General features: G+C 62.4%; 20 protein-coding genes, 1 tRNA gene and 1 pseudogene. 17 read left to right on the top strand and 5 right to left on the bottom strand.

The window, feature by feature from the left end; genetic code table 11:
• Positions 1 to 153 precede the first annotated feature (153 nt).
• On the bottom strand, positions 154 to 1,476 hold the full coding sequence (locus LT42_RS03220; protein ID WP_037009897.1) for an OprD family porin: 1,323 nt from the start codon (positions 1,474 to 1,476) through the stop codon (positions 154 to 156).
• Between the two features lie 312 nt (positions 1,477 to 1,788).
• On the opposite strand from LT42_RS03220, the gene LT42_RS25605 reads away from it, so the two are divergent.
• The 8 genes and pseudogenes from LT42_RS25605 to LT42_RS03190 all read left to right on the top strand — a co-directional run bounded on the left by LT42_RS25605 (position 1,789) and on the right by LT42_RS03190 (position 7,556).
• Positions 1,789 to 1,980: a hypothetical protein gene (locus tag LT42_RS25605; protein WP_152597578.1), complete on the top strand. Its 192-nt coding sequence runs from the start codon at positions 1,789 to 1,791 to the stop codon at positions 1,978 to 1,980.
• A 115-nt stretch (positions 1,981 to 2,095) separates the two neighbouring features.
• Positions 2,096 to 2,605 (top strand): annotated as a pseudogene (locus tag LT42_RS26430) (MCP four helix bundle domain-containing protein); the annotation flags it as partial.
• 72 nt (positions 2,606 to 2,677) lie between these two features.
• A complete protein-coding gene (locus LT42_RS26425) occupies positions 2,678 to 3,733 on the top strand; it encodes a methyl-accepting chemotaxis protein (protein WP_420806888.1) in 1,056 nt (351 codons plus the stop codon).
• Between the two features lie 256 nt (positions 3,734 to 3,989).
• Positions 3,990 to 4,376 carry a copper homeostasis periplasmic binding protein CopC gene (copC, locus tag LT42_RS03210; protein ID WP_037009891.1) on the top strand — a complete coding sequence of 129 codons (387 nt, stop codon included), beginning with the start codon at positions 3,990 to 3,992 and terminating at the stop codon, positions 4,374 to 4,376.
• A 4-nt stretch (positions 4,377 to 4,380) separates the two neighbouring features.
• Entirely contained in the window at positions 4,381 to 5,244 is an 864-nt protein-coding gene (copD, locus tag LT42_RS03205) for a copper homeostasis membrane protein CopD (RefSeq protein WP_037009889.1), read from the top strand.
• Positions 5,245 to 5,421: 177 nt separating this feature from the next.
• Positions 5,422 to 6,627 carry a bifunctional DNA-binding transcriptional regulator/O6-methylguanine-DNA methyltransferase Ada gene (ada, locus tag LT42_RS03200; RefSeq protein ID WP_081955296.1) on the top strand — a complete coding sequence of 402 codons (1,206 nt, stop codon included), beginning with the start codon at positions 5,422 to 5,424 and terminating at the stop codon, positions 6,625 to 6,627.
• 45 nt (positions 6,628 to 6,672) lie between these two features.
• Complete coding sequence (gene parS / locus LT42_RS03195; protein ID WP_276209484.1) at positions 6,673 to 7,119, top strand: type II RES/Xre toxin-antitoxin system antitoxin; 447 nt, start codon at positions 6,673 to 6,675, stop codon at positions 7,117 to 7,119.
• Positions 7,119 to 7,556 (top strand): RES family NAD+ phosphorylase, encoded by a 438-nt coding sequence (locus tag LT42_RS03190; RefSeq protein ID WP_037009883.1) that lies wholly within the window; start codon positions 7,119 to 7,121, stop codon positions 7,554 to 7,556. The genes parS and LT42_RS03190 overlap by 1 nt, the downstream gene beginning before the upstream one ends.
• A 24-nt stretch (positions 7,557 to 7,580) precedes the next feature.
• Here the strand turns inward: LT42_RS03190 and acuI are convergent, their stop codons facing one another.
• A complete protein-coding gene (gene acuI, locus LT42_RS03185; RefSeq protein WP_037009880.1) occupies positions 7,581 to 8,564 on the bottom strand; it encodes an acrylyl-CoA reductase (NADPH) in 984 nt (327 codons plus the stop codon).
• A gap of 49 nt (positions 8,565 to 8,613) precedes the next feature.
• Complete coding sequence (gene acuR, locus LT42_RS03180) at positions 8,614 to 9,252, bottom strand: acrylate utilization transcriptional regulator AcuR (RefSeq protein WP_037009879.1); 639 nt, start codon at positions 9,250 to 9,252, stop codon at positions 8,614 to 8,616.
• Between the two features lie 82 nt (positions 9,253 to 9,334).
• Here acuR and LT42_RS03175 point away from each other — a divergent pair, with 82 nt between their 5' ends.
• The 7 genes from LT42_RS03175 (at position 9,335) to LT42_RS03150 (ending at position 17,126) form a co-directional block, all read left to right on the top strand.
• Entirely contained in the window at positions 9,335 to 10,411 is a 1,077-nt protein-coding gene (locus tag LT42_RS03175) for an NAD(P)H-dependent flavin oxidoreductase (protein WP_037009878.1), read from the top strand.
• 132 nt (positions 10,412 to 10,543) lie between these two features.
• Complete coding sequence (gene modA / locus LT42_RS03170) at positions 10,544 to 11,311, top strand: molybdate ABC transporter substrate-binding protein (RefSeq protein ID WP_037009876.1); 768 nt, start codon at positions 10,544 to 10,546, stop codon at positions 11,309 to 11,311.
• On the top strand, positions 11,312 to 11,998 hold the full coding sequence (gene modB / locus LT42_RS03165; RefSeq protein ID WP_037009874.1) for a molybdate ABC transporter permease subunit: 687 nt from the start codon (positions 11,312 to 11,314) through the stop codon (positions 11,996 to 11,998).
• On the top strand, positions 11,995 to 13,083 hold the full coding sequence (gene modC, locus LT42_RS03160) for a molybdenum ABC transporter ATP-binding protein (protein ID WP_037009872.1): 1,089 nt from the start codon (positions 11,995 to 11,997) through the stop codon (positions 13,081 to 13,083). The genes modB and modC overlap by 4 nt, the downstream gene beginning before the upstream one ends.
• Positions 13,084 to 13,179: 96 nt before the next feature.
• Positions 13,180 to 14,250 carry a DNA topoisomerase IB gene (locus LT42_RS03155; protein ID WP_037009870.1) on the top strand — a complete coding sequence of 357 codons (1,071 nt, stop codon included), beginning with the start codon at positions 13,180 to 13,182 and terminating at the stop codon, positions 14,248 to 14,250.
• On the top strand, positions 14,247 to 14,420 hold the full coding sequence (locus LT42_RS25895; protein ID WP_160176708.1) for a hypothetical protein: 174 nt from the start codon (positions 14,247 to 14,249) through the stop codon (positions 14,418 to 14,420). Before LT42_RS03155 ends, LT42_RS25895 begins: the two co-directional genes overlap by 4 nt.
• Positions 14,421 to 14,456: 36 nt before the next feature.
• Positions 14,457 to 17,126, top strand: a complete 2,670-nt coding sequence (locus LT42_RS03150) for an excinuclease ABC subunit UvrA (RefSeq protein WP_037009868.1) — start codon at positions 14,457 to 14,459, stop codon at positions 17,124 to 17,126.
• A gap of 266 nt (positions 17,127 to 17,392) precedes the next feature.
• Here LT42_RS03150 and LT42_RS03145 read toward each other — a convergent pair.
• Positions 17,393 to 17,479: transfer RNA gene (locus LT42_RS03145), tRNA-Leu, on the bottom strand.
• A gap of 295 nt (positions 17,480 to 17,774) precedes the next feature.
• Here LT42_RS03145 and LT42_RS03140 point away from each other — a divergent pair.
• Entirely contained in the window at positions 17,775 to 18,206 is a 432-nt protein-coding gene (locus LT42_RS03140) for a hypothetical protein (RefSeq protein ID WP_037009865.1), read from the top strand.
• A gap of 123 nt (positions 18,207 to 18,329) precedes the next feature.
• Here LT42_RS03140 and LT42_RS03135 read toward each other — a convergent pair whose 3' ends face one another.
• Positions 18,330 to 19,082: an SDR family oxidoreductase gene (locus LT42_RS03135; RefSeq protein ID WP_037009863.1), complete on the bottom strand. Its 753-nt coding sequence runs from the start codon at positions 19,080 to 19,082 to the stop codon at positions 18,330 to 18,332.
• A 110-nt stretch (positions 19,083 to 19,192) separates the two neighbouring features.
• Between LT42_RS03135 and LT42_RS03130 the strand changes: the two genes are divergently transcribed.
• Positions 19,193 to 20,143 (top strand): LysR family transcriptional regulator, encoded by a 951-nt coding sequence (locus LT42_RS03130; RefSeq protein ID WP_052075012.1) that lies wholly within the window; start codon positions 19,193 to 19,195, stop codon positions 20,141 to 20,143.
• The last annotated feature ends 23 nt before the right edge of the window (positions 20,144 to 20,166 follow it).

The raw sequence follows: 20,166 nt of genomic DNA, 5'->3' as shown, positions 1-20,166 counted from the left end.
TTTGCTTTGCTTTGCTTTCAGTGGGACCGGCTTCAGCCGGGAGGGGGCATGCCCTCCTGCCGCATCCCGGAGTGCAGACGATAAGAAGCCAGGCACCTCTCGGACTGCCTGGCTTTTTGTCAGAGCGAAACGGTTACATCAAACTGCGAATCCTCAAAAGATATTGATCGGGTAATCGGCGATCAGGCGAAACTCTTTGACGTCGCCGTCGGGCTGATCACCATTAGCGGTGTGCCACGCCTGACGCATGCGCAACGACAAGTCCTTGGCCGGGCCGGATTGCACCACGTACTTGGCCTCCAGGTTAGTCTCATGGTGATCACCGTCATCGCCATAACCGGTGTAAGTGCTGTTGGACGGGATATGCGAACCGTCAATGTCGTCACCGTGGATATACCGCACCATGAAACTCAAGCCGGGCGCACCGTAAGTGGCCATGTTCAAGTCGTACCGGGCCTGCCAGGACTTTTCACCCGGGCCGTTGAAGTCGGAATACTGAACAGAGTTGGCCAGCAATATCGAATCGCCCGTATCGCCTGCGCCGTTATTGCCAAACGCCACGTAGTCGAAGGGGGTGTCGCCGTGAACTTTTTGATAGGCCAGCGTCAGCGTATGCGCGGTGAGAAACGAATACGCGGCAGCCAGCGACCACGTTGTGTTGCTGATATCCCCCGCCTTGGCGGCGCCAGTGTCATTGGTGCGGTAAATATTGAAATCCAGATTCACTGACTGCTGGTCAGACAGCGGCAAGGTGTAATTGGCATTACCGTAGTACTGACGCCAGACATCTTTAAGGTCCGAGCCGTACAGGCTGACCGTGAAGTTATCGTTGATCGCGTATTTGCCGCCAGCGTAATCAATGCTGCTCGCTTCAACGTTGGCGTACGCCGCCCAGATACCATGATCGTTGTTGGTGGTCACCGGGCCGTTGCTGCCGGTGAAGTGGCCGCCGTCAAGTTCAAGATTGGCAATATCGCTGCTGAGCAGGTTGAAGCCGGTCGCCGTTTGCGGAAACAAACGAGAGCCTCCGGCCGCGAACACAGGCGCCTCTGGCTGCAGGTTGCCGTAACGCAGTTCGGTCTTGGAGATACGCATTTTCAGCGCGCCGCCTGCCGTGCCGTATTCATCCTGCGGATCGCCATGGCTGTCCACCGGCAGGTTGCCAGTGCCGGTGGTACCGCCACCGCCATCAAGCTTCAAGCCCCAGTAACCGTAAGCGTCGACACCGAAACCTACCGTGCCCTGGGTAAAGCCGGAACTGAAGTTGCCGAGGACGCCCTGGGTCCAGTCCTTGCTGTCGTCCTTGCCATTCTTGTTGTCGCGGTTGAAGTAATAGTTCTTCAGGTGAACGGTCAGGCTGCTGTCGTCGACAAAGCCTTTGGCCTCTGATTGATCACTGACAACCCCTGCCGTTGCCCATTGACTCACACCAAGCGAGACGGCCAGCGTCATCAGATTCCATTTTACGAACGTCATTGTTATCCCCTGTCTGATTAAGGCCCAGCACATCCGCACTTCGATGCGGCGTTCAGTTTCGAGTTCATATGAAAGTTCAACGCAGGGCCGGGCGGTTGGCAGATGGTGACCGCAAAAAATCCAAAGCACGACACACTGTCTTTATAGGTATTGCACGCCCTGGCACTCACCGCAGTACCGGGTTAGAGCGCTCGCGGTCCTGCGGCAGTCTTTTAGCACCGTAAGACGCGGCGATAGCCACACCGCTCTTGATAGTCACTATCGATCTTCGTAATAGTCCAAAGCTTTCAGCCGGTGTTACCGTCGTCGGCGATGAAGAACACGACTCAATTGCTTGATGACTCCGCAGCGTCAGGCGACTGGATCATGCTCCGCTTCATCATTCCTTTGGTAAGACTTTTAGCCACCCACCTCAGTGCGGTGGCTTTTTTTATGCCTGCGCAAGGCAACTACCGTGAACCGCGTGACACAGCTGAATGCAGAAAATTCCCGCCCGATGCCTGAATGGTCTCTATGGGCACGATAGATAAATAACGAGGCAAATGAGAGTGAACTTAGATATAAGGTGCGCCTCATAGTAGCACTCTAATATCACGCAACTTATTTCTCAGGTGCCTCCATGTTCAAAGATCTCACGATAGCCAAGCGTCTTGGCCTGGGCTTCGGGCTCGTCCTCGCACTGATGATCCTGCTGACGCTGGTAGGCGTGAACCGGGTCAGGGTGATTGAATCGACGCTCACAGACGTCAGCGAAGACGCCACCATCAAGCAGCGTTACGCGATCAATTTCCGCGGCAGCGTTCACGACCGCGCCATTGCGCTGCGGGATGCCGTGCTGGTGCGCAACGATGCAGGCCTGGCCACGCACTTGCGCGATATCGAGCGTCTCGACGGGCTTTATCAGGCATCCGCGGCGCCCATGGACCGGATCTTCCAGAGCAAGGGCGCTTCACCTCGTGAACAAGAATTGCTGGCGAACGTGAAGTCGGCCGAGCGCACTGCACTGGCAAGCACCGAAAAACTGCTCAAACTGCGCCAGCAGGGCGATATTGACCAGGCCCAGACGGTGTTGATGGAGCAGGTGTCCGGCGCTTACAAAGACTGGCTCGCCCGCATCAATGCGTTGATTGATCTGGAAGAATCGACCATTGGTGGGCATATCACTTCGGTACGGGCCACTGCGTCGCAATTCGCCTCGCTGATGCTACTGGCCACCGGCGTTGCCGTGGTGTTGGGCATCATTGCCTCGCTGCTGATCATCCGCAGCCTCAAGTCGACCCTGGGTGCCGAACCCCACCAGGTTGCGGCCTCCATCCGCCGCCTGGCAGCCGGCCAACTGACCGACAGGATCGAAACGGCCTACCCCGACAGCGTCATGGGCGCGCTCAAAGCGACCAATCTGCACTTGTCGGCAACCATCACCGAGGTACGTTCGGCAGCGACAGCGTTGACTCATTCTTCCGCGCAGTTGCTGTCCAGTTCCGACAGCAACAGCGAGCAGATGCGCCTGCAGGCCAGCGAAACCCAACAGATGGCCACCGCGATCAACCAGATGGCCAGCACGGTCAAGGAAGTAGCGGGCTATGCCAGCCAGGCAGCCAACGCTACACAAACGGCCGACGAAGAAGTCGAGAACGGCAAGCGCATGGTCGAAGGCACGGCGCAGGCCATGGACCTGTTGGCGCGCAAGCTGGAAAGCGCTGCCGATTCCGTAGGACAGGTCTCCAGCGACAGCCGGGCGATTGAAAATGTCGTGGCGGTGATCAACTCGATCGCTGAACGCACCAATCTGCTGGCGCTCAACGCGGCCATTGAAGCGGCACGCGCCGGTGAAGCAGGCCGCGGTTTCGCCGTGGTGGCCGATGAGGTGCGCTCGCTGGCCAACCGTACCCAGGAATCGACCCAGGAGATTCGCGAGATGGTCGGCCAACTGCAAACCGGCGCCGTGAAAACCGCCGATTTGATGCGCGAAAGCCGCGAGATGGCCCAGCGTACCGTCGAGCAGACCCACGACGCGCAGACTGCTCTGGTGAAGATCCGCCACGAAGTCGGTGCACTCAACGACATGAACGCGCAGATCGCCAGCGCCGCCGCGCAGCAACGGGCAGTGGCCGACGACGTCAGCGTTAACATCAATCGCATCCACGATTCAGCGCTCGAAACCGCAGTCGGCTCCAACCAGGTAGCACGCTCAAGCCGTGAGCTGTCGACCTTGGCCGACGTACTCACCGAGCGTGTCAGCTTCTTCAAGGTCTGACACAAGAGGCCCGACTCAAGCCTTTCACCCCCACGCCTGCGCCGCCCTGTGGCGCAGCCTGCGATCATCCCATATCAGCGCCTCTACGCCCCGATCCGCCCCGATCCGCAACGCACGCCCTCGCCGCATTCGGCACATTCGCTGGAGTCCATCAGCACTTTCTGCTCTAGTAGCGATCCATTATCGCGAGTCGGCTGCGGCCGACTCCGTCATCCATCCGCTGCAAATCGCTGCCGCCAAACCAAAGGTCCCGCTGATGTCTGCCCAACGTTTCAAGCACGCCCTCTCCTGCCTGTCCCTGCTGGCCTGTCTGACTTCCACCGCCGCCTTCGCCCACGCCCACCTTGAGAGCCAGCAACCCGCTGCGGACAGCGAAGTCACCGCGCCTAAAGAGTTGCGCCTGACCTTCTCCGAAGGCCTCGAGGACAAGTTCACCAAGGTCGTCATCAGCCTGGATGCGGCCGACGCGCCGACAGAAATCATTCAGACGCGCAGCGTGGAAACCGACCCCGCTGACAAAAAAATCCTGATCGTGACCCCCGCCGTACCGATGGTGCCGGGCAAGTACAAAGTGGAATGGCATGCCGTGTCGGTGGACACTCACAAGAGCGAGGGCACGTACCGTTTTCAGGTGACGCCATAACGCCATGCACGAAGGATTGATCCTGTGCCGCTTCATCCACTTCGGCGCAGTCCTGTTGCTGTTTGGCATGGCGCTGTTCCGCAGCCGGCTGTTCGGGCCCTGGCTGCGGGCGTTTGACGCCGGGCCGGCCGGCCTCCAACTGCAGCGCAGGACCAGAGTTCTCGCTGGCATTGCCCTGGCCAGTGCTGTGGCATGGCTGATGCTGACCGCCGCCTATCTCAGTGGAGAGTGGGCCAGTGCGGTCGATCCACAAACCCTTGGACTGGTACTCGGCAATACCTGGTTTGGGCACGTGTGGGTCGTGCATCTGGTGCTTAATGCGCTGCTGGTCATTTTCTGCCACCGCGCGACGCCCGGCGCTATCCTGACGCTCAACGCCTTGTTGCTGATGACCCTGGCACCGGTTGGCCACGGCGCGATGTTCGACGGGATCAAAGGCCAACTGCTGATCGTCAACCAGATGCTGCACCTGCTGGGGGTCGGTACCTGGCTGGGCGGACTGGCCATGCTCGCCGTACTCCTCAAATCCGCCGAGGGCGTTGATCTGGCGGCGGTGTTACGCCGCTTCAGCGGTATCGGTTATGGGTTGGTGGCCATCATCATCGCCACGGGTTTGATCAACGTGCGCGCACTCACTGGCGGGCTATGGCCCGTACCGGCATTCGACGGATTTGGTCTGGTGCTGACAGTGAAGGCGACGCTGGTACTGGGCATGTTGGTGCTGGCGGCACTCAACCGGCGACTGGCGCACATGGCCGAGCTGCCGGTGGCACGCTTGAAGCTGAGCGTATTCGCTGAAGGTCTGCTGGGTGCGGGTGCGCTGGCCGCGGTATCGCTGCTGGGCACCTTGCCACCGATGCTGGCCTGAATTTGAGCGCAAGACTCGGAGTGTGAGGATGGGGTGAGGCGGCTAGTGTTCAGTGACGTGAGCCGTCCGTGGAAGATTCCCGCAGGGCGCCTCACGTGACGTTCAGATGCGTCCGACACCTGCCCACACGGGCCCTGACCAGCAGCCTTGACCAGCAGCCATGACATGAGTCCTGACATGAACCGCGACATAAGCCGCCCCTCCACCGACACGACACCCCGAAGCGCAGTCCACGATGCGCGCTGGAACGCTGTGGTCACCCGCGACGCCAGCGCCGACACCTCATTTGTCTACGGTGTACGCACCACCGGCGTCTATTGCCGGCCGGGCAGCGCATCGCGTTTGCCGCGTGCGGAAAATGTGGTGTTTTTCGATGATGCAGCCCAGGCCGAAGCCGCAGGGTATCGCCCCAGCAAACGGACCACGCCCGACCGCCGCGAGCTCGCTGCCGCGCATGCCGCCGCAGTCGCCGCCGCATGCCGGTTGATCGCCGAGGCTGAGCCGTTACCGTCCCTGACAGAGTTGGCGGCTGAGGCCGGGATGAGCCCGTGGCATTTCCATCGCGTCTTCAAAGCGGTAGCCGGTGTAACCCCCAAGGCTTATGCCAATGCTCACCGTGCCGGCAAAGTGCGCAGCAAACTGGCAGACAGCGGGCGCATCACCGACGCGCTGTACGACGCCGGGTTTAATTCCAACAGCCGCTTTTACGAAGCCAGCAGCGCCTTACTGGGCATGACCCCGACGAATTACCGCAAAGGCGGCGCGGATCTCAAAATTCACTTTGCCGTAGGCCAGTGCTTTCTCGGCGCGATTCTGGTGGCGCAGAGCCCTCGCGGGGTGTGCGCCATCCTGCTGGGTGAGGACCCGGATCGACTGGTGCAGAGCCTGCAGGATCAGTTCCACTGCGCCACGCTGATCGGCGGCGATGCAAATTTCGAGCGACTCATGGCCCAGGTGGTGGGTTTTGTCGAAGCGCCGAAGCTGGGCCTGAACCTGCCGCTGGATTTGCAGGGCACCGCGTTTCAGCAACGGGTCTGGCAAGCGCTCAGGCAGATTCCACCGGGGAGCACTGCCAGCTACGCCGAGATTGCCCAGCGCATTGGTGCACCGACCGCCAGCCGTGCGGTGGCCCTGGCCTGCGCAGCAAACAGCCTCGCCGTGGCGATTCCCTGCCACCGGGTGGTGCGCAGTGATGGCGCCTTGTCCGGTTACCGCTGGGGCGTCGAGCGTAAACACGCCCTGCTCACCCGCGAGCGTGACAGCGTCGTTCATAGCCCTGCCGATTTGACGTGCGCTTCAAACGGGCTACCGGCCGAGGCCGGCCCCACGCAACCAGATTGCCCTGCAAACGCCGGTAACAGCTCGGTGCTTGAGAAACCCTGACAGCGGCGTAAGGTCCTTGCACCTGATCTCACAAGGAGCATGGACGTGCCTTCGACCCTTCACGCGATAACCGACACCGCCCCTTCATTCTGGCTGATCGCCGATCAACTCAACGCACGCAACGAAACCGAACGGCTGGACTACATCCGCTCGGGCTTCCCTCCCGGCTGGGTCAAAGTGCTGCGCAACGCTTTTCGGCTGAGCAACAGCCAGCTCGAAACGCTGCTGGCCACCTCGGTCTCGACCCTGGAGCGCCGCCAGCGCCAGCAACGCCCGCTTGACGTGGTCGGCTCCGAACGCCTTGATCGGGTCGCGGCCCTCGCCACCCATGCCGCCGAACTCTTTGAAGACCAGAACACCGCACGTCGCTGGATGATCGCGCCAAACCGCGCCCTCAACGGGCTCACGCCCCTCGCCTTGTGCGAGACCGAGATCGGCGCGCGTCAGGCTCGCCGGGTGCTGAGCGCATTGCAGCACGGCGCGGTGGTCTGATGCAGGCCTGGAGAATCTGCAAAGGGCACGAAGCCCATGACCTGTCCGGAAATGGCGCCGCGAGGTTCGGTGGGCGCTGGAATCACGCCGATCAGCCCGCCGTGTATCTGGCGTTAAGCGCGGCGGGTTGCGCGCTGGACACGCTGACTCAATCCACCGGGCTGCCACAGCGGGGCTTTCAGCTCGTGCACGTGCAATTGCCGGATGACCCCGCGTTGTACTGGCAGCCCGCGCTGAGCCACCTCCCGCCCGGCTGGGACCTCATCCCCGCGGACAGGGTCAGCATGGATTTTGGCGGGGCATGGCTGGGGCGGCGTGAGCAACTCGGGCTGATCGTGCCGTCAGCGGCGATCACCCACACGCGCAACCTGTTGCTCAATCCAGCCCATCCCGCCATGGCGCAGGTCAAAGTGCTTGCTGTGCGTCCCTTCACCTAACACTAAACCGCAACTTGCATAGGCTTATCGCTGAGTATCGACCACAATGCGCCCGCGCACGTGCCCGTCCATGAGCGCGTGCGCGGTGTCGATCACCTCGCTCAAACCGATCTCGCGGCTGATCAACGGCAGCAATGACACATCCAGGTCCCGTGCCAGACGCGCCCAGGCGTCAATCCGGTCCTGACGGGGACGCATCACGCTGTCGATTCCGGCCAGCGTCACCCCGCGCAGGATAAACGGTGCCACCGACGCCGGAAATTCCATCCCTTGGGCCAGACCACAGGCAGCCACGGTGCCCCAGTAGCGGGTGCTGGCGCAGATGTTGGCGAGAGTGTGGCTGCCAACCGAATCGATCGCCCCGGCCCAGCGTTCTTTGGCCAATGGACGGCCAGGTTCGGCCAGGGTGGCACGGTCGAAGATTTCGGAGGCGCCCAGGGACGTGAGGTAGGCGCTCTCGCTCACGCGGCCGGTTGAGGCCACAACCCGATAGCCAAGCCTGGCCAATAAGGCGATGGCAAAACTGCCGACGCCTCCGTTGGCGCCGGTCACCAGCACTTCGCCCTTGTCCGGCGTCAGCCCGTTTTTCTCCAGCGCCATGATCGCCAGCATCGCGGTGTAACCTGCCGTGCCAATCGCCATGGCCTCGGCCGCCGAGAATGCGGCGGGTAGCGGGATCAGCCACTTGCCCTGCAGGCGTGCCCGTTGGGCGAGTCCGCCCCAATGGGCCTCACCGACGCCCCAACCGTTGAGCACGACCTGATCGCCCGGCTTGAAGTCGGGGTCGCCGCTGTGCTCCACCGTCCCGGCCAGGTCTACCCCCGGCACCATGGGAAACTGGCGCACAATCGGGCCCTTGCCGGTGATTGCGAGGCCGTCCTTGTAATTGAGCGTGCTATGACTGACGCGCACGGTGACGTCACCCTGGGGCAGCTGAGTGTCATCGATGTCGCTCAGTTCGGTGCGGTAGCCGTTGTCGTCTTTGTGGATCAGGATGCCTTTGAACATGCCACTTGCTCCTATTTAGACCGCTCGTCTATATCCAGGCCTTAAAGCATCAGCGCGGCAAGCCGCGCAGAAACCCGATGATGAAAGTGTCCAGTGGTTGTGCGTTCTGCACCAGGCGTGCGCGCAGCACGGCGCCCTCCCAGCCAATCCAGAAATACGCCGCCAACTCTGAACAGTCAGTGCGGGCGGGCAGTTCACGCACGGTCACCGCCGCCTCAAAGCAGACGCTCAGCCGCGCCTGCCAGTCGAGGAATACGTTTTCCAGTGCTTCGCGAAATCCGCTGGGCAAGACACTGACTTCCTGCCCCATATTGCCCACCAGACAACCGCGTCTGAACGCATGGCGGGCGATATTGACCTTGGATTCCTGGACGAATCCTGCCAGGCGCTCCAGTGGCGACAGCGACTCATCCAGCAGCCACCGGTCAAGGCGCCGTGCGAAGTAATGGGCGTAGCTGTCCAGCACCGCGAGGCCAAACGCCTCCTTGCTGGCGAAGTAGTGATAAAAGGAGCCCTTCGGCACGCCGATGCGTTTGAGAATGGCGTCAATGCCGGTGGCCATGAAGCCCTGTTCGGTCAGCACCTCGACCCCGCAGCGGATAAGCGCCTCGCGGGTATCGAAGTCATCAGGGCGTGGCACTTTGGGAGGTCGCCCGGGGCGCCTGGGTTTTGCAATGATCTCGTTCATGGGGTTGCATATTAGACCGAGCGTCTATTAAATCAACCGCAACGTTGCATTCGCTGCCCTCTTTGCTTTGGAGACCCTGCCGATGATCGCCTGGCCCGACACCCGCCTGCTCAAGCTGCTGGACATCGAACTGCCGATTCTGCAAGCGCCGATGGCCGGGGCATCAGGCTCGGCAATGGCCATTGCCGTCGGCAAGGCCGGCGGGCTGCCCTCGCTGCCTTGCGCCATGCTCACCCGCGCGCAGATTCGTGAGGAGATGGCGCGCATTCGCGCAGGCACCCATGCGCCGCTTAACCTGAACTTCTTCTGCCACCAGACGCCCGCCGCCGATCCGCAGGCCGATGCCCGCTGGAAGGATCTGCTCAAGCCCTACTACGACGAACTGGGCGCAGATTTCGAGGCGCCCACGCCGGCGTCCAGTCGCGCACCGTTTGATGAGTCTGCCTGCGCACTGGTGGAGGAGTTGCGCCCGGAAGTAGTCAGCTTTCACTTCGGTCTGCCCGACCCTGCTTTGCTGGCGCGAGTAAAGGCCGCGGGCGCCAGGGTGCTTTCCTCCGCCACCACGGTCGAAGAAGCCAGGTGGCTGGAAGCACGCGGGTGCGACGCCATCATCGCCATGGGTTACGAGGCCGGTGGGCACCGCGGGATGTTCCTCAGTGAGGCGCTGCACACTCAGGTCGGCACCCTCGCGCTGGTGCCACAGATCGTCGACGCGGTGTCGGTGCCGGTGATAGCCGCCGGTGGCATCGCCGACAGCCGCGGGATTGCCGCCGCGTTCATGTTGGGCGCCTGTGCTGTGCAAGTGGGCACCGCTTACCTGTTCACCCCGGAAGCGAAAACCTCGTCCCTGCACCAGGCGGCGCTGAGCCGCGCCCAAGACAGCCAGACTGCGATTACCAACCTGTTCACCGGGCGCCCGGCACGGGGCATCGTTAATCGGATCATGCGCGAGATCGGTCCGATGGCGGACGCCGCGCCAGCGTTTCCGACTGCGGGTGGTGCGCTCGTGCCGCTGCGCAGCAAGGCCGAAGCCCGGGGTGACGACGGCTTCATGAATCTGTGGGCAGGCCAGGCTGTCGGCATCAAACATTCGCTGTCAGCGGAAGACCTCACGCGCCAGCTCGCCATTGGCGCGCTTGAGCGCCTCGCCGGTCGCTGACCGGCGGTTGATTAGCTTTCGGGAAGATCCGGCTTTCACGCCGGGGCTAGTCGCTATATATTTCGCTGCATAGCGCCTGATGGATGTCCGGTTGCTCTCCCTTCCCCCAGATTTGCAGCCCCGGAGTTGTTCATGCGCACCGTGCCCCATCGCCTCTCTCTCCCCTCGCTGGTCTTCGCCGTTGCGGCCCTTTCGTCGGGCATGGCCTCTGCCGACGTAGTTCAGGTCGCCGTGGCGGCCAACTTCACGGCGCCGATTCAAGCCATCGCCAAGGACTTCGAAAAGGACACCGGGCACACACTGGTGGCCTCGTTCGGCGCGACCGGCCAGTTCTATACCCAGATCAAAAATGGTGCGCCGTTCGAGGTCTTCCTGTCCGCCGACGACACCACGCCAGCGAAGCTGGACAGCGAAAACGAGACCGTCAAAGGCTCGCGCTTCACCTACGCCGTCGGCACGCTGGCCCTGTGGTCGCCCAAAGAGGGTTACGTTGACAACCAGGGCCAGGTGCTCAAGGACGGCAAGTACGCGCATCTGTCCATTGCCAACCCTAAGGCTGCACCGTATGGGCTGGCCGCCACGCAAACGCTGGAGAAGCTGGGTCTGACCGCTACCACCAAAGACAGGATCGTCGAGGGACAAAGCATCGCTCAGGCCTATCAGTTCGTGCAGACCGGCAATGCCGAGCTGGGGTTTGTCGCGCTTTCTCAAGTGTTCAAGGACGGCAATCTCAGCGGCGGCTCGGCGTGGATCGTACCCGCAGATTTGCATGAGCCGATCAAGCAAGACGCAGTGATTTTGAACAAAGGCAAGGACAATGCCGCCGCGAAGGCCTTGATGGACTATCTCAAAGGGCCTAAAGCCACTGCGATCATCAAATCCTTCGGGTACCAGCGGTAAATGCTGCCGGGCAGTGCCGACTTCGCGGCCATCTGGCTGACGCTCAAACTGGCGTCCCTGACGACGGTGATTCTGCTCATCGTCGGCACACCCATCGCGCTGTGGCTGGCGCGCACGCGTTCCTGGCTCAAGGGCCCGATCGGCGCCGTGGTGGCATTGCCGCTGGTGTTGCCGCCCACGGTGATCGGCTTTTACCTACTGCTATTGCTGGGGCCCAACGGAGCAGTCGGGCAACTGACCCAGCGGCTGGGGCTCGGCACGCTGACCTTCAGCTTTACCGGGCTGGTGATTGGCTCGGTGCTGTACTCCTTGCCGTTCGTGGTGCAGCCCTTGCAGAACGCTTTCGCGGTAATCGGCCCCCGCCCGCTTGAGGTTGCCGCGACGTTGCGCGCAGGGCCCTGGGACAGCTTTTTCTCGGTGATCCTGCCCCTGGCGCGCCCCGGATTCATCACCGGCGCCATCCTGGGGTTTGCCCACACCGTCGGCGAATTCGGCGTGGTGCTGATGATCGGCGGCAACATCCCGGACAAGACCCGCGTGGTGTCCACGCAAATCTACAACCACGTCGAATCCATGGAGTACGCTCAGGCCCACTGGCTCGCCGGCGCCATGCTGGTGTTTTCCTTCCTGGTGCTGCTGGCGCTGTACTCCAGCGGCAAGGCCAAATCGCCCTGGAGCAGCGCGTGAGTTCAAACCTTGAAGTGCGCCTGAACCTGGCCTATGCCGGGTTCACGTTGAATGTGGACCTGACCTTGCCCGGGCGCGGCGTGACCGCACTTTATGGCCCGTCCGGCTCCGGCAAGACCACGTGCCTGCGCTGCATCGCCGGGCTGCAAAATGCTACCGGCGGCTACGTCAGGGTGAATGGCGAAGTCTGGCAGGACGCCTACAACGCGGTGTTCGTGCCTGCACATCAGCGCGCCCTGGGCTACGTTTTTCAGGAAGCCAGTCTGTTTGCGCACCTGAACGTCGAGGGCAATCTGCGGTTCGGTTTCAAGCGCATTGCCGAGCGCGAACGCCGTATAACGCTGGAGCAGGCGACCGCGCTGCTGGGGATCGATCACCTGCTGCAACGCTCGCCCGACACGCTTTCAGGTGGCGAGCGCCAGCGGGTCGGTATCGCTCGCGCACTCTTGACCAGCCCGCGTTTGCTGTTGATGGACGAGCCGCTGGCCGCACTCGATCCGCAACGCAAAAGCGAAATCCTGCCCTACCTCGAACGCCTGCACGACGAGCTGGATATCCCGATCATTTACGTCAGCCACGCTCAGGATGAAGTGGCCCGGCTGGCCGACCATCTGGTCCTGCTCAGCGAAGGCAAGGCGCTGGGCAGCGGGCCGATCGGCGAAACCCTGGCCCGGCTGGATTTGCCGCTGGCCATGGGCGACGAGGCGGGCGTGGTCATCGCTGGCAGCGTGCTGGCTTACGACGCCGCCTACCAGCTGATCACCGTCGGCTTGCCTGGCAGCGAACTGAGTATCCGCGTTGCGCACTCGGCACTGCTGCCCGGCAAGCCGCTGCGTCTGAAAGTGCAGGCGCGAGACGTGAGCCTCAGCCAGCAACCCGACGCGCAGAGCAGCATCCTCAATCGCCTGCCGGTGACCGTCGTCGAGGAGATTGCGGCGGACAACACGGCCCATGTGCTGGTGCGCCTCGACGCCGACGGCACCGCGCTGCTGGCGCGCATTACCCGTTATTCGCGGGACCAGTTGCAGCTGCAGCCCGGCCAGCGGCTCTGGGCGCAAATCAAATCGGTGGCATTGCTCGCCTGACCGGGCGGCCTTCGCAAAGCCTCTTTTGCAATTATTCGGCACGACTGCGCAGCGCAACGGTCAATGCAACAAGACCCGCGTTCAGGACTGCCTTTCATGCCGGACACCATCCACAGCGAAGATTTGCCCAAAGATTTGCACTACGTCGATGACAGCCAGCCGGGCTTCAGCCGCAAGATCCTGCGCGGCAAATTTGCCTATTTCGACACCGACGGCCAGCGTATCCGCGACGAGGACGAGATCAAGCGCATCAATGCGCTGGTGATCCCGCCGGCCTACACCGACGTGTGGATCTGCGCTGACCGCCAGGGCCACTTGCAAGCCACCGGCCGCGATGCACGTGGGCGCAAGCAGTATCGCTACCATCCGCGCTGGCGCGAGATCCGCGACGAGAACAAATACTCGCGGATGATTGCCTTCGGCAAGGCGCTGCCCAAAGTACGCAAGCAGCTGGAAACCCAGTTGGCCAAGCCCGGCATGGGCCGCGAGAAAGTCATGGCGGCGGTGTTGTCGCTGCTCGATCAGACGCTGATCCGTATCGGCAACAGTCAGTATGCGCGGGACAATCGCTCGTACGGCCTGACCACGCTGCGCAACAAACACGTGGACGTCAAAGGCAGCAAGATTTATTTCGAGTTTCGCGGCAAAAGCGGGGTCGAGCACCGGCTCAGCGTCACCGACCGGCGCCTGGCGAACATCATCAAGCGCTGCATGGAATTGCCCGGTCAAAACCTGTTCCAGTACCTGGACGACGACGGCCAGCGGCATTCCGTCTCCTCCCACGACATCAATCAGTACCTGCACAAGCTGACCGGTGCCGATTTCACCGCCAAGGACTACCGCACCTGGGCCGGCAGTGCGATGGCCCTGGCGACCCTGCGCAAGTTGCACTGGGAGCCGGAAGCCGACGCGAAGAAGCACGTCGTGTCCATGGTCAAGGAGGTGGCGCGCCTGCTGGGCAATACCCCGGCGGTGTGCCGCAAGTGCTACATCCACCCGGCAGTGCTCGAAGCCTTTGCGGTCGGCGAGCTCGCCAAATTGCCGCGCATCCGGCAGCGCAAAGGCCTGCGCATGGAGGAAGTCGCGCTGGCCGGTTTCCTTCAGGGCCTGCAGGCTGCAGAAGTCATTCGTGAAGCATCAGAAGAACTGGCAGGAGAAACATCATGAAACCCGATAACGCCCACATCCCTGGCGAAAAGCTCAATGACCCGGACGCGCGTCCCGCCGACGTTGCCGACGACCGCGAGCGCACCGACGACGTCCGCGAAGACGAACCGCTGACCGGCGGTGAACACGACGACGCCGGCCACACGCCCAAAGTGCCCCTCGCTGAGTAAACCGCTCCCGCTTTCCCGGATTCAAAGGCCTCACCCATGACCACTGCTCCACGCACGCCAGACGACGCTCGCCCATCCTCTTTCACTGTTGACCCCGACCTTCCCGGATTCGTCCGGGTCCGCGGTGCCCGGGAGCATAATCTCAAGGATGTTGACGTCGACATCCCCCGCGACGCGCTGGTGGTCTTCACCGGCGTCTCGGGCTCGGGCAAATCCTCACTGGCGTTTTCCACGCTGTATGCGGAAGCCCAGCGGCGCTATTTCGAATCCGTCGCGCCGTATGCCAGACGCCTGATCGATCAGGTCGGCGTACCGGACGTCGACTCCATCGAAGGCTTGCCACCCGCCGTCGCGCTGCAACAGCAACGCGGTACACCGAGCACGCGCTCTTCGGTGGGCAGTGTCACCACCCTTTCCAGCCTGATTCGCATGCTCTATTCGCGCGCCGGCAGCTACCCGCCGGGGCAGCCGATGCTCTACGCCGAGGACTTCTCCCCCAACCTGCCCCAGGGCGCTTGCCCGGAATGCCATGGACTGGGCCGGGTCTACGAGGTGCCTGAAGAGTTGATGGTCCCGGACGACTCGCTGACCATCCGCCAACGCGCGATCGCCGCCTGGCCTCTTGCCTGGGGCGGCCAAAACCAGCGCGACATTCTGGTGACGCTGGGTTACGACGTCGATACCCCGTGGCGGGACCTGCCGAAGAAGGACCGGGACTGGATTCTGTTCACTGACGAACAGCCCACGGCGCCGGTCTATGCCGGGTTGACTCCGGCAGAAACCCTTCTGGCGATCAAACGCAAGGTCGAGCCCAGCTATCAGGGCACGTTCACGGGCGCTCGTCGGTATGTGCAGCACACCTTTGCGACCACCCAGAGCGCACTGATGAAGAAGCGCGTTGCACGGTTCATGCGTGGCAGTCCCTGCCCGCTGTGCGAGGGCAAGCGACTGAAACGCGAGGCCTTGTCCGTCACGTTCGCCGGTCTCGACATTGGTGAGCTGTCGCAGATGTCCCTGCTGCGGCTGGCGGAGGTACTGCGCCCCGTCGCCGCCGGGCAATTCGATGATGCGTCCAACAACGCAGTTCTCGACCCCAAGCTGAGGGCCAGTGCGCGCAAGAAAAGGATCGACGCCGGTGGCTCGGGCCATGACGCGGCGCCAGACGTGCGCGCAACCCCGAACCTCTCCGTCGAGAAGCGCCTCGCGGCCCAGCGCATCGCCCAGGACCTGCTGGCGCGGGTCAGCACCCTGACCGAGCTGGGCCTGGGCTACCTGGCCCTTGATCGCAGCACGCCCTCGCTGTCGTCGGGCGAACTGCAGCGCCTGCGGCTGGCGACGCAACTGGGCTCGCAACTGTTCGGCGTCATTTACGTGCTGGATGAACCCTCGGCAGGCCTGCACCCCGCCGACAGCGAGGCGCTGTTCGCGGCATTGCAGCAGCTCAAGGCGTCCGGCAATTCGCTGTTTGTGGTCGAGCATGATCTGGAAACCATGCGCCGTGCTGACTGGCTGATCGACGTCGGGCCGGCTGCCGGTGAGCATGGCGGCCACGTGCTGTACAGCGGCCCACCTGAAGGCCTGGCCAAGGTCGAAGCGTCACAAACGGGCAAGCATCTATTTGCCTCGCACACCGAGCTGAGGGCCGAAAGAAGGCCTGCCACCGACTGGCTACGTCTGGAAGGCATCACCCGCAACAATCTCACCGAGCTGAGCGCGGAATTTCCGTTGGGCTGTTTTACATCGGTCACGGGTATTTCCGGCTCGGGCAAATCCAGCCTGGTCAGCCAGGCGCTTCTGGAGCTGGTGGGTGCCGCGCTCGGCCGGCCTGCGGTCGAGACCGATCAGGAAGAGTCCAGCCTCGAAGATGATGCGCCTCAGCCCACCGGCGGGCACATTGCTGGCGGGCTGGCCTCTATCAAGCGGCTGGTGCAGGTCGATCAAAAACCCATTGGCCGCACGCCGCGCTCCAATCTGGCGACCTACACCGGGCTGTTCGACAACGTCCGCAAACTGTTTGCCGCCACCCCCGCGGCGCAGAAGGCTGGCTACGATGCCGGGCAATTCTCGTTCAACGTCGCCAAGGGCCGCTGCCCGGTGTGTGAAGGCGAAGGGTTCGTCAGCGTTGAATTGCTCTTCATGCCCAGCGTTTACGCGCCCTGCCCGACCTGTCATGGCGCGCGCTACAACCCGGACACACTCGCCATCCGCTGGAACGCGCTGAGCATCGCCGATGTGTTGCAGCTCACCGTCGAGCAAGCGGTGGACGTGTTCGCCGAGCAGCCGGGCGTTCTGCGTTCGCTGACCGTGCTGCGCGACATCGGCCTGGGCTACCTGCGGCTCGGCCAGCCAGCCACTGAGTTGTCCGGCGGCGAAGCCCAGCGCATCAAGCTGGCAACCGAGCTGCAGCGTAACCAACGCGGCGCCACACTTTACGTCCTCGACGAGCCCACCACTGGCCTGCACCCCACTGACGTAGACCGCCTGCTTACGCAGCTGAACGCGCTGGTTGACGGCGGGCACAGCGTCATCGTGGTGGAGCATGAAATGCGCGTTGTGGCGCAAAGTGACTGGGTCATCGACATCGGCCCGGGCGCCGGGGACAAGGGCGGCAACGTCGTGGCCTGCGGCACGCCCGAAGAAGTCGCCCGGGTGGCGGACAGCCGGACGGCGCCGTTCCTGAGCAAGGTGCTGGGTGGGGAGGCTTGAGGCCCGGCGTCATTCATTGCCCGCGCGGGTCAATCACTGGATGAAGACGTTCAGCACGCCGCCCTGTAGGAGCCGGCTTGCTGGCGAACACGGTTGTGAGAGCAACGCGCAATGCGGGATTTGGAATCGGAGACGTCTGGGTCAACCGCGCGGTGGCGCTTTGTTGCGGCTGAGCTAGGCGGGAATTTGCGGCAATGTTGGAGGATTGCGGAAACTCAGACACAAAAAAGGCGCTTCGGATTGATCCGTAAGCGCCTGATTTTAAATGGTGCCCCGAGCCGGAGTCGAACCGGCACATCCTTTCGGACGACGGATTTTAAGTCCGGTGTGTCTACCAATTTCACCATCAGGGCGGTAGCACTTCTGATGCTGAACCTTCACAAACCGTGTCGCGAGGTCAGCTGACAAGAGCGGGGAATATATACACCCGCGGTCGGTGAGGCAAGGCCAAAGCGTTCTGATTTCAATCGGTTACCTTGCTTCAGGCTCGCTTCGGGTTGCGACAAGGCAAGAGGTCTCACGCCCCGGTCTTGCAAACCAAGGGGGCCCAATTCATTGTGTTGCCCCGGCACCCGCCCCGCCCATCATAGCCCCGTCAGGCATTTATCCACCCCGATCAGGCCCTACCCTATGCATCCTCGAGCACCCGTGAACAGTCACCGCCGCCTCCCGCGCAGCTCGCCGAAACGAAGGTCCACCGCTTTCGCAGCCTCCGCGCTCCTGACGCTGATATCGCCCTGCTCGTTTGCCGCCGACACCCTGCCGCTCAAGCACGGCATCTACGTAGACGCATCGCAGACATGCCAGAATCCGGCGAACGCCGGGATCAAGCAGTATGACGGCAAGGGTTTGAGTACGGCGCATACGCATGGCTGTGTTCTGCAAGTGCAGGGCAAGAAAGGCACGACTTATACCGTTGCGCAGCGCTGCATCGACGCAGGCGCAGGCCCGGCGCCTTTTGTGAATGAACGTATGGACGTTACGGTGGTTAACCCAGGCAAATTCGTGTTCAAGCAGGGCAAAACTGCTACCGCCTTCAACCACTGCTCGCCTTCCGAGTTGCCCCCGGGCTTGAAGTAACCACCGGTGGCGGATGAAAAACTGCCCGGACTGATCAGCGCTCAAAGCGACGCCAGGCATCACAAGGAAGCCTGGCGTCACTGATTTCAGAAGCTAAACGTGTCCCCTCAGGCGAGCGAGCGATCAAACCTGCGCTTGCCCGCCGTCGACAAACAGCTCGGTACCGTTGACGTAGCTTGCATCGTCCGAGGCGAGGAACAGCGCGGCTGCGGCAATTTCCTCCGGCTCACCGACCCGCCCCATCGGTATCTGCGAGGCGATATGGTCAAGCAGCCCCTGTTGCTGGTCAGCATCCGGTCCCGCAAGGCCTACCAGGCCAGGCGTTCTTGTCGCGCCGGGGGTCAACGTGTTGATGCGCACATTGCGGTCTTTCAGGTCCAGCATCCAGTTGCGGGCGAACGACCGAACCGCAGCTTTGGACGCGGCGTACACGCTGAAAGCAGGCGTGCCCATGCTGGCGGCGGTCGAGCCAGTGAGGATGATCGAAGCCCCTCTGGCCAGGACCGGAAGCGCTTTCTGGACCGTAAACAACAGCCCTTTCACGTTACGGTCAAAGGTGTTCTGATATTGCGCTTCGCTGATGTCACCCAGCGGCAGCATCGACCCGCCGCCTGCGTTGACGAATAGCACGTCTAGGTGACCTTTCTCGGCGCTGATCTTCCGGTACAGCCCGTCGAGTTGCTCAAGGCTGGTTGAATCCACCTGAACGCCCGTGGCGTTTCCAACCGCTGCTACGGCTGCGTCCAGTTCGGCCTGACGACGGCCAGTGATATAGACATAAGCGCCTTCTCCGGCGAAGCGCTTTGCGGTGGCAAGGCCAATGCCAGATGTGCCGCCGGTAACCAGGGCGATTTTGCCGTCAAGTCTGTGACTCATGGTAGTTCTCCTGCGCGTTTCAATGTGTTGATGAGGATGTGAAACGAGCATATCGACCCGGTGATCTTTTCAAAATAGAATCCTCTGCAACTCATCATTGCAGATTTGAAGTGAGCAAATTACCGGATTTTGAAGGATTGGCCTTGTTCGCCAAGGTGGCGGAGGAAGGGTCGTTTGCCGCAGCCGCCAGGGTGACGGGCGTGTCAGTGCCGACCGTATCGCGTGCCGTGGCACGGCTGGAGGAGCGCTTGGGCGGGCGACTGTTCAACCGTACGTCCCGGCAACTGGCCTTGACGGAATTCGGCGCAAGCCTGGCCGCCCAGGCCGGAGACATATGCCGCCAGGCCGAAGCGCTTGAATCCCGGGCGCAAGACCTTTCGATGTTGCCCCGCGGGCAAGTGCGGCTCGCGGTGCCACTGGCGTTCGGCGTGCGCTGGGTCGCCCCGCTGCTGCCGATCCTGATGCGCCAGTACCCCGAGCTGTCGGTGGATTTGCACCTGTCCGACGCCTCTGTTGATCTGATTGCCGAAGGGTTCGACGCCGCGCTGCGCATCGCGGTCATGCCGGATTCATCGCTGGTAGCACGGCGGCTGTGCGGCGTGACGCAATATCTGGTGGCGTCGCCCGGTTACATTGATACCCATGGTCGCCCCGCTCACCCGCGAGAGTTGGCCGATCGGGCGTGCATGAGCTACGCCTACCGCGCGCGCACGCAGGTGTGGCGGTTCACTCATGCAGACGGCACCGAGGAAGATGTGGTGCCCACCGGACCGCTGCGCGTCACCAATTCGAACGCCCTGATTCCGGTGTTACTGGAAGGGCTGGCCGTCGCCGAACTGCCTGAGTTCATCGCCAGCGAGTATCTGGCGAATGGAAGCCTGGAGCTCCTGCTGCCGGACTGGCACATGGCGCAGGGCGGGCTGTATTTCGTGACGCCTTCGACCCGAAGCCGCTCGGCCAAGGTCAAGGCATTGTCGGACTTCTTTGCGCTGCACTTATCCAATCCCGTGTGGAGATGGCAAGGAAGCGGGACGCCGAAGACGCCGACGCTAAGCACGTAGTTATCACCAGTAAAGCGCCAAAG

It is taken from the genome of Pseudomonas lutea (genome assembly GCF_000759445.1).
Classification (GTDB): domain Bacteria; phylum Pseudomonadota; class Gammaproteobacteria; order Pseudomonadales; family Pseudomonadaceae; genus Aquipseudomonas; species Aquipseudomonas lutea.
Note: the sequence above shows the minus strand (reverse complement) of the source record. Positions and strands in the feature narration are given on the sequence as shown.

Bases quoted from the DNA above. Each gene is read 5' to 3' on its own strand.
- LT42_RS25895 (WP_160176708.1), top strand. From the start codon at position 14,247: ATGAAACCCGATAACGCCCACATCCCTGGCGAAAAGCTCAATGACCCG.
- LT42_RS26425 (WP_420806888.1), top strand. From the start codon at position 2,678: ATGCTACTGGCCACCGGCGTTGCCGTGGTGTTGGGCATCATTGCCTCG.
- copC (WP_037009891.1), top strand. From the start codon at position 3,990: ATGTCTGCCCAACGTTTCAAGCACGCCCTCTCCTGCCTGTCCCTGCTG.
- copD (WP_037009889.1), top strand. From the start codon at position 4,381: ATGCACGAAGGATTGATCCTGTGCCGCTTCATCCACTTCGGCGCAGTC.
- LT42_RS25605 (WP_152597578.1), top strand. From the start codon at position 1,789: ATGAAGAACACGACTCAATTGCTTGATGACTCCGCAGCGTCAGGCGAC.
- modB (WP_037009874.1), top strand. From the start codon at position 11,312: ATGCTGCCGGGCAGTGCCGACTTCGCGGCCATCTGGCTGACGCTCAAA.
- LT42_RS03135 (WP_037009863.1), bottom strand. From the start codon at position 19,082: ATGAGTCACAGACTTGACGGCAAAATCGCCCTGGTTACCGGCGGCACA.
- LT42_RS03150 (WP_037009868.1), top strand. From the start codon at position 14,457: ATGACCACTGCTCCACGCACGCCAGACGACGCTCGCCCATCCTCTTTC.
- LT42_RS03190 (WP_037009883.1), top strand. From the start codon at position 7,119: ATGCAGGCCTGGAGAATCTGCAAAGGGCACGAAGCCCATGACCTGTCC.
- acuI (WP_037009880.1), bottom strand. From the start codon at position 8,564: ATGTTCAAAGGCATCCTGATCCACAAAGACGACAACGGCTACCGCACC.
- LT42_RS03155 (WP_037009870.1), top strand. From the start codon at position 13,180: ATGCCGGACACCATCCACAGCGAAGATTTGCCCAAAGATTTGCACTAC.
- ada (WP_081955296.1), top strand. From the start codon at position 5,422: ATGAACCGCGACATAAGCCGCCCCTCCACCGACACGACACCCCGAAGC.
- modA (WP_037009876.1), top strand. From the start codon at position 10,544: ATGCGCACCGTGCCCCATCGCCTCTCTCTCCCCTCGCTGGTCTTCGCC.
- LT42_RS03175 (WP_037009878.1), top strand. From the start codon at position 9,335: ATGATCGCCTGGCCCGACACCCGCCTGCTCAAGCTGCTGGACATCGAA.
- LT42_RS03220 (WP_037009897.1), bottom strand. From the start codon at position 1,476: ATGACGTTCGTAAAATGGAATCTGATGACGCTGGCCGTCTCGCTTGGT.
- acuR (WP_037009879.1), bottom strand. From the start codon at position 9,252: ATGAACGAGATCATTGCAAAACCCAGGCGCCCCGGGCGACCTCCCAAA.